This window comes from Pseudomonas sp. BF-R-01, from assembly GCF_019946615.1.
Lineage (GTDB): Bacteria > Pseudomonadota > Gammaproteobacteria > Pseudomonadales > Pseudomonadaceae > Aquipseudomonas > Aquipseudomonas migulae.
In genome coordinates this window covers 89,433-95,626 of the sequence record NZ_JAGYFX010000011.1, presented here as the reverse complement: position 1 = coordinate 95,626, position 6,194 = coordinate 89,433, and the positions used below count along the sequence as shown (strand labels likewise).

The 6,194-nt window shown below is 59.7% G+C and carries 6 protein-coding genes; 2 read left to right on the top strand and 4 right to left on the bottom strand.

Annotated features, from left to right (window positions below; genetic code table 11):
• Positions 1-79 precede the first annotated feature (79 nt).
• Both KGB27_RS07265 and KGB27_RS07260 read right to left on the bottom strand, forming a co-directional pair.
• Positions 80-1,225 carry an MFS transporter gene (locus tag KGB27_RS07265; RefSeq protein ID WP_192228203.1) on the bottom strand — a complete coding sequence of 382 codons (1,146 nt, stop codon included), beginning with the start codon at positions 1,223-1,225 and terminating at the stop codon, positions 80-82.
• Positions 1,226-1,409: 184 nt separating this feature from the next.
• Positions 1,410-2,903 carry an aldehyde dehydrogenase gene (locus tag KGB27_RS07260; RefSeq protein ID WP_008038003.1) on the bottom strand — a complete coding sequence of 498 codons (1,494 nt, stop codon included), beginning with the start codon at positions 2,901-2,903 and terminating at the stop codon, positions 1,410-1,412.
• Positions 2,904-3,152: 249 nt separating this feature from the next.
• On the opposite strand from KGB27_RS07260, the gene KGB27_RS07255 reads away from it, so the two are divergent.
• Positions 3,153-3,515: a cupin domain-containing protein gene (locus tag KGB27_RS07255; RefSeq protein ID WP_008030568.1), complete on the top strand. Its 363-nt coding sequence runs from the start codon at positions 3,153-3,155 to the stop codon at positions 3,513-3,515.
• A gap of 198 nt (positions 3,516-3,713) precedes the next feature.
• Here the strand turns inward: KGB27_RS07255 and rpmG are convergent, their stop codons facing one another.
• Entirely contained in the window at positions 3,714-3,869 is a 156-nt protein-coding gene (rpmG, locus tag KGB27_RS07250; RefSeq protein ID WP_007894709.1) for a 50S ribosomal protein L33, read from the bottom strand.
• Positions 3,870-3,880: 11 nt separating this feature from the next.
• Positions 3,881-4,114, bottom strand: coding sequence for a 50S ribosomal protein L28 (rpmB, locus tag KGB27_RS07245; RefSeq protein ID WP_003176907.1), 234 nt, complete (start codon positions 4,112-4,114; stop codon positions 3,881-3,883).
• Positions 4,115-4,560: 446 nt separating this feature from the next.
• Between rpmB and KGB27_RS07240 the strand changes: the two genes are divergently transcribed.
• Entirely contained in the window at positions 4,561-6,147 is a 1,587-nt protein-coding gene (locus KGB27_RS07240; RefSeq protein WP_192228201.1) for an ABC transporter substrate-binding protein, read from the top strand.
• Positions 6,148-6,194: the final 47 nt, after the last annotated feature.

Sequence of the window (6,194 nt, the reverse complement as noted above, 5' to 3'; positions counted from 1 at the left end):
GCCTGCTCGCGATGGTGTGTCAGTCAAACCTATGTGGCTGACACACCATCGCGAGCAGGCTCGCTCCTACAATTTGGGGTCAGGCAGGTTCAGCAACCGTGCCGAACGCACCTTGGCGCGACAGCAAAATCACCAGTCCGAACGCCCCCGCCGCCATCAACAACGGCAACGCATGACCGCTGATCCACTGACTACCGGCGCCAGCCGCCAATGGTCCGACCAGGCAACCAATGCCCCACAACTGCGCAATATGCGCATTGGCCCGTACCAGCGCATCGTCGCGATAACGCTCGCCAATCAGGATCAGCGACAAGGTGAACAAGCCCCCGGCACTGGCGCCGAACAACACCCACAATGGCCAGATCAGCAACGTGTCGATCAGCAACGGGATCGCCAGGCTCGAGAGCATCAGCACCACAGCGCAACCGGTGAACAACGTGCGTCGCGACAAGCGATCCGCCAGTGCGCCAATCGGCAATTGCAGCAAGGCATCGCCCACCACCACGGTGCTGACCATCGCCAACGCGATTTCCGTGGTAAAGCCCTGGCGCAGGCAATAGACCGGCAACAAGGTCAGGATCATCGCCTCGAACGCTGCGAACAGCGCCACGCCCCAGGCAATCGCCGGCAGGCCTCGGCAAAAGCCCCACAAGTCGCTGAAAGTCACGCTGCAGGCTTCGCTGGTCGGCGCACCGCTGCGGCCGAGCAACAGGAACGGTGCCGCCGTCAGCAAACCGACCCCGACCCAGAATCCATAATCGTGCTCAGTCCCCAGAACACCCAACAACAAAGGCCCGGCCAGCTGACTCAGCGCATAGCTGCTGCCATACAGCGCCACCAGCCGACCGCGCCATTGCTCGACCACCAACTGGTTGATCCAGCTTTCACCCAGGATAAAGACGAGGGTCAGGATCACCCCGATCATCAGCCGCAGCACCAGCCACACCGGATAACTCGGCAACAGCGCCAGCAAACCGATGGAGGCCGCCCCGGCCCACAGGCACAAGCGCATCAGATTGGCCGTGCCGAGCCGCGCCGCCAGATGGCTGGAGATCTTCGCCCCCAGCAATACGCCAATCGCCGGCATCGCGGCCATCACGCCGATGGCAAACGAACCGTAACCCCAGCCTTCCAGGCGAAACGATACCAGCGGCATGCTGACACCCAGGGCCAGGCCGACACTCAAGACAGACGCCAACACGGCGAAATAAGTCGCCCAACGCATGTTCCACGCTCCTGTGGATATTTTTTGTGCAACACAAAACACTGTGGGAGCGAGCCTGCTCGCGATGACGGAGCAACATTCAACATTTTCGTCGACTGTTACACCGCAATCGCGAGCAGGCTCGCTCCCACAGGGGATTCGCGTCCTGAGGGGGAACCTGTTTTAGACAGGCTCCCCTACTGGCTTACAACTTGATCCAGGTCGCCTTCAGCTCGGTGTACTTGTCGAACGCATGCAACGACTTGTCACGGCCGTTGCCCGACTGCTTGAAGCCACCAAACGGTGCGGTCATGTCGCCGCCGTCGTACTGGTTGACCCACACGCTACCGGCACGCAAGGCCCGGGCGGTCAGGTGAGCCTTCGAGATGTCCTTGGTCCACACCGCAGCGGCCAAGCCGTAAGGCGTGTCGTTGGCAATCGCGACGGCTTCTTCGGCGGTATCGAAAGCGATGACCGACAGCACCGGGCCAAAGATTTCTTCCTGGGCGATTTTCATCGCGTTGCTGACGCCGTCGAAAATCGTCGGCTCAACGTAGGTGCCGCCGGTTTCCTGCAGCGTGCGCTTGCCGCCAGCAACCAGTTTGGCGCCGTCGGTGTGGCCGGATTCGATGTAGGACAGCACGGTGTTCATCTGCTGAGTGTCCACCAGCGCGCCGACGTTGGTCGCCGGGTCCAGCGGGTTGCCCGGCTTCCAGGCTTTCAAGGCCTCGATTACCAGCGGCAGGAATTGGTCCTTGATCGAACGCTCGACCAGCAGACGCGAACCGGCGGTGCAAACTTCGCCCTGGTTGAAGGCGATGGCGCCCGCAGCCGCTTCGGCAGCTTCCTGCAGGTTCGGGGCATCGGCGAACACGATGTTCGGGCTCTTGCCGCCAGCTTCGAGCCAGACGCGCTTCATGTTCGATTCGCCCGAGTAGATCAGCAGTTGCTTGGCGATCTTGGTCGAACCGGTGAACACCAGCGTGTCGACATCGTTGTGCAGGGCCAAGGCCTTGCCGACCGTGTGACCGTAGCCCGGCAGCACGTTCAGCACGCCTTTCGGGATGCCGGCTTCAACGGCCAGCGCAGCAATGCGGATGGCGGTCAGCGGTGATTTTTCGGATGGCTTGAGGATCACCGAGTTACCGGTGGACAGCGCCGGGCCGAGTTTCCAGCAGGCCATCATCAGCGGGAAGTTCCACGGCACGATGGCGCCGACAACGCCGACCGGCTCGCGAGTGACCAGACCCAACTGATCGTGCGGGGTTGCGGCGACCTCGTCGTAGATCTTGTCGATAGCCTCACCGCTCCAGCTCAGGGCTTGCGCCGCACCGGGAACGTCGATGTACAGCGAATCGCTGATTGGCTTGCCCATGTCCAGGGTTTCAAGCAGGGCCAGCTCTTCGGCGTGCTGTTTCAGCAGGCCGGCAAAACGGATCATGGTGGCTTTGCGTTTGGTCGGGGCCAAACGCGACCAGGCGCCAGAGTTGAACGTGGCGCGAGCGTTTTCAACAGCGCGCTGGGCGTCGGCGGCGTCACAGCTGGCAATCTTGCCCAGCAGACGGCCATCGACCGGGCTGATGCACTCGAAGGTCTCGCTGGAGACGGCATCGGTGTATTCGCCATTGATGTAGGCACGGCCTTCGATCTTCAGATCGCGAGCCCGTTGTTCCCAATCGGCACGAGTCAGGGTGGTCATTCGAGTGTCCTCCTCTTATTGAATACGAGCGCCCCGCGTTCTTCGCGGACGTCCCCAGGAATTCTGCCCAGCCAGCCTGCAATTCGGCCGAAGGCAACCGTCACCCTAAACCAGTGGCCGGGGTTGTTTCAATATATTTGACATAAGGTCGGTAAACGGCCTTGCGGTGTTCATTTTAATAAACATAGACTTTGGGCTTTCCAGCCATCTTTCCAGCCACTCGCGCCGCAATCACGGGGGATAACAATAATGAGCATCCAGAATATCGTCGATTTTAGCCAGGCCACTACCGAGCCCGAGCGCTACAGGCCGGACCCAGCGAAAATCTTGAAGGGCGACCCCGAGCAAGTGGTTTACAACCACTACAACAGCCCGTGCGGCCAGTTGAACGCCGGTGTGTGGGAAGGCGCGGTTGGCCAGTGGACGGTGAACTTCACCGAGCACGAATACTGCGAAATCGTTCAGGGTGTTTCAGTGCTGCGTGACCTCGACGGCAATGCCAAGACGCTGCGCGTGGGTGATCGCTTCGTGATCCCGGCGGGCTTTCGTGGCACCTGGGAAGTGCTGGAACCGTGCCGCAAGATTTATGTGGCGTTTGAGCAGAAGGCCTGACGACTTGCGTTGTTCGGGCCGGCCTCTTCGCGGGCAAGCCTCGCTCCTACAGTGGATTGCGTCCGCCCTGTAGGAGCGAGCGGTGCGACGATTCGACTTGCCCGCGAAGGGGCCCTAACAGGAAACGCAAAACCCTCAGGCAACAAAAAAGGCCCGTATCTCGCGATACGGGCCTTTTTCGTAAGAGGGAAAAATCAATTACTTGATTTTGCCTTCTTTGTAGATCACGTGCTTGCGAACAACCGGATCAAATTTCTTGATCTCGATTTTGTCCGGAGTAGTGCGCTTGTTCTTGTCGGTAGTGTAGAAGTGACCAGTACCGGCGCTCGAAATCAAACGAATCAATTCACGCATGATTAGCTCCCTTAGATCTTGCCAGCGGCGCGGATTTCGGCCAGCACGACAGTGATGCCACGCTTGTCGATGATACGCATGCCTTTGGCAGATACGCGCAGACGCACGAAACGTTTCTCTTCTTCAACCCAGAAGCGGTGATGCTGCAGGTTCGGCAGGAAACGACGACGGGTTTTGTTGTTTGCGTGGGAAATGTTATTCCCAGTCACCGGACCCTTACCGGTAACTTGACATACTCTCGACATGCCTCAGCCCTCTAAAACCACATGCCCAACCCGGCATGGGTTGGCCGCTTAATCTCTCAGTCATTTGGCGCCAGGCGCCGCGTTTCTTTAGAGGTCTTACCGGCTACACCTACAGTGAAGGAACCGGGCCCCTAGAAAAGAGCGCTGCTTTATACCAGAAAGACTGAGGTGCAACAACATTCCGTGCGCACCGACTTGATAAAAACCCCATTTTTCAGGCTGCGAGCGCCTTGGGTAAAGGCTATCGTCGATAAAGACCGCTCGTCGCAGAAAATCGGCCAACCGGCCAATCCTGGGGTTTTCTCGGCCGGCATTCACCGAAAACGATCGCACATAGTCCCCTTAAAATGAAAAAGGGGATAGTCATTTACAAAAGAGCCCTCTAGGGTAAGCCTTTTCCAGACTGCACTTGCAGATGGGCCTTCGATCTGTAAAGGAATCCGACCATGCGCCTCGCTGCCCTACCGCTGTTGCTCGCCCCGCTTCTACTGAGCCCGCTGGCCCACGCCGCCGCCCTGAGCGTCTGCACCGAGGCCAGCCCGGAAGGGTTCGACGTGGTGCAATACAACTCGCTGACCACCACCAACGCTTCGGCCGACGTGCTGATGAACCGTTTGGTGGACTTCGATACCGCCAGCGGCAAAGTGGTCGCAGGCCTCGCGGACAGCTGGGAAGTCAGCCCGGATGGCCTGACCTACGTGTTCAAGCTGCATCCGCAGGTGAAATTCCACCGCACCGAATACTTCAGTCCGACCCGCGAACTGACCGCCGAAGACGTGAAATTCAGCTTCGAGCGCATGCTCGACCCTGCAAATCCGTGGCACAAAGTGGCGCAGAGCGGCTTCCCGCACGCGCAGTCGATGCAATTGCCGGCGCTGATTAAGAAGATCGACGCGCTGGATCCGCTGACCGTGCGCTTCACCCTCGATCATCCGGAATCGACGTTCCTGCCGACCCTGAGCATGGGCTTCGCCTCGATCTACTCCGCCGAATACGCCGACCAGTTGCTGAAAGCCGGCACCCCGGAGAAGCTCAACAGCCAGCCGATCGGTAGCGGCCCGTTCGTGTTCACGCGTTTTCAGAAGGACGCCACGATTCGCTACAAGGCCAACCCGGATTACTTCCGTGGCAAGCCTTCGGTGGACCCGTTGATCTTCGCCATCACCCCGGACGCCAACGTGCGATTGCAGAAACTGCGTCGTAACGAGTGCCAGATCGCCCTCTCGCCGAAACCGCTGGACGTACAAGCCGCGCTGAAAGAGCCGACACTGAAAGTCGAAAAGACTGATGCGTTCATGACCGCGTTCGTTGCCATCAACAGCCAGCATCCACCGCTGGACAAGCCTGAAGTGCGCCAGGCGATCAACCTCGCGTTCGACAAGGCCAACTACGTCAAAGCCGTGTTCGAAGACACCGCCGAAGCCGCCAACGGCCCGTATCCGCCAAATACCTGGAGCTACGCCAAAGGCTTGCCGGGCTACGCGCATGACGTTGAAAAAGCCAAGGCATTGATGGCCAAGGCCGGCCTGAAAGACGGTTTCCAGACGACGATCTGGACCCGCCCGTCCGGAAGCCTGCTAAACCCCAACCCAAGCCTCGGCGCGCAACTGCTCCAGTCGGACCTGGCGGAAATCGGCATTCAGGCCGAGATACGCGTGATCGAATGGGGCGAAGTGATCCGCCGCGCCAAGGCCGGCGAACACGACCTGCTGTTCATGGGCTGGGCTGGCGACAACGGCGACCCGGACAACTTCCTGACGCCGCAGTTCTCCTGCGCAGCGGTCAAGTCCGGCACCAACTTCGCCCGTTACTGCAACCAGGACCTGGACAAGCTGATCAGTGCCGGCAAGACCACCTCCGAGCAAGGTGTACGCACCAAGCTCTATGAACAGGCTCAGGCGCAGATCCAGCAGCAGGCGCTGTGGCTGCCACTGGCCCACCCGACAGCCTTCGCGCTGATGCGCAAGGAAGTCGAGGGGTATGCGGTGAGCCCGTTTGGCCGCCAGGATTACTCCAAGGTCAACCTCAAATAACAGCCACACGCAAAACCTTGTAGGAGCCAGCTTGCTGGCGATGGCGT